The 1,316-nt window shown below is 72.9% G+C and carries 3 protein-coding genes; 1 reads left to right on the top strand and 2 read right to left on the bottom strand.

Going from position 1 to position 1,316, the window contains the following annotated elements; all coding sequences use genetic code 11:
* Positions 1–293, bottom strand: a 293-nt coding sequence (locus AC529_RS18750; protein ID WP_068758717.1) for a DUF3499 domain-containing protein, incomplete at its 3' end; no start/stop codon positions are given.
* Between the two features lie 136 nt (positions 294–429).
* Between AC529_RS18750 and AC529_RS18755 the strand changes: the two genes are divergently transcribed.
* A complete protein-coding gene (locus tag AC529_RS18755; RefSeq protein WP_394326461.1) occupies positions 430–864 on the top strand; it encodes a metallopeptidase family protein in 435 nt (144 codons plus the stop codon).
* A gap of 66 nt (positions 865–930) precedes the next feature.
* On the opposite strand, the gene AC529_RS20650 is transcribed toward AC529_RS18755, so the two are convergent.
* The coding region (locus tag AC529_RS20650) for a DUF5719 family protein (RefSeq protein ID WP_232306833.1) at positions 931–1,316 on the bottom strand (386 nt) is incomplete at its 5' end.

Genomic DNA, 1,316 nt, shown 5'->3' on the forward strand with positions numbered 1-1,316 from the left:
GGCTGCGGCTCCGCGGGGGGCCTGCGGCCCGCCTCGCGCACCGCGTTGGCGAGCGCTTCGAGGTCGTCGCTTCCGGGGCCGCCGGTGGCGGTGTCGGCGGGCAGCCGCACCACCTCCCAGCCCAGCGGCGCGGTCAGCCGCTCGGCGTGCATCGCACACAGGTCGTAGCAGTGCGGCTCGACGTAGGCGGCGAGCGGGCCGAGCACCGCGGTGGAGTCCGCGTAGACATAGGTGAGCGTGAAGACTGCTGGCTGCCTGCACGCGGTGCGCGAACAGCGTCTGCTAACGCTCACGAGGACAGACGGTATCCCTTTCCTGTCTGCTGCGCCACCTTCGCCGCACGGTGTCCGCATCTGACGGAGCGAAACCGGACACGTCCGGTCGCCCCGGGGCTGCGCGGCGGGGCGGTCATGGCTTAGGCTCGATGTTGTGCGACACTTGCACCTTAACCAATCGCAGACCGGGCGGGTACGACGCAGGGACCGCCGGGGTCGTGGAATCCGGGGTCCGCTGACTCCTCCGGAGCTGCCGGTCACACGCAGCAGAGCGCAGGTGTTCGACGATCTGGTCCTCGACGCGGTCGAACGCCTCGAACGGCTCTGGGCACGGGAACTCGCCAACGTGGAGTTCCTCGTGGAGGACGTGCCCAAGGTGCCGCGCGGGGTGACCGCGGAGGACGGCATCCCCTTCTCCAGGCTGGAGACCGCCAGGTCCGGTCGGGCACGCATCATCGTCTACCGGCGTCCGGTGGAGATCCGCACCAAGGACCCCGAGGAGATGGCCCTGCTCGTCTACGACACCGTGGTCGAGGAGGTCGCCAACCTGCTGGGGCTCGAACCGGAGACGGTCGACCCCGAGGCGTAGCGAAGAGACCCACGGAGGGGAGCGGGCGCAGCGGTGCGCCCGCTCCCCTCTGCTGTGGGCGCCCGGTCAGGGCACCACGGTCGTCAGGCTGTCGACCACCCGGGGCAGCGGCACCCGGGCGGGGGCGGGCGCCAGGGGCAGCACGCTGACCGTGCCGTCCACGGTCAGCACGCGGGCCGCGTGCACCGGGCCGCCGTCGGTGAGCTCGACCTCCCAGGCCACCGTGCCGTCGGCGGGGTCGAGTTCGGGCACGAGGGTGGTGCCCGCCTCCACCGTGACGGTCTGCGGTTCGCCGCGGCCGCCGTCCGGGGAGACCGGGGTGAGGCTGACCGTGGCGGCCTTCTCGGGAGCGCCCAGCAGCAGGGCGTTCTTCGCGTCCTGGGGGGCGGGCGGCGCGACCGTGCGGGCGTCGGGTCCCGCGGTGAGAGGGGCGGTGGCCGCGGTGTAGGCGG

Origin of the sequence: Thermobifida cellulosilytica TB100 (genome assembly GCF_001517975.1) — a bacterium.
GTDB lineage: Bacteria > Actinomycetota > Actinomycetes > Streptosporangiales > Streptosporangiaceae > Thermobifida > Thermobifida cellulosilytica.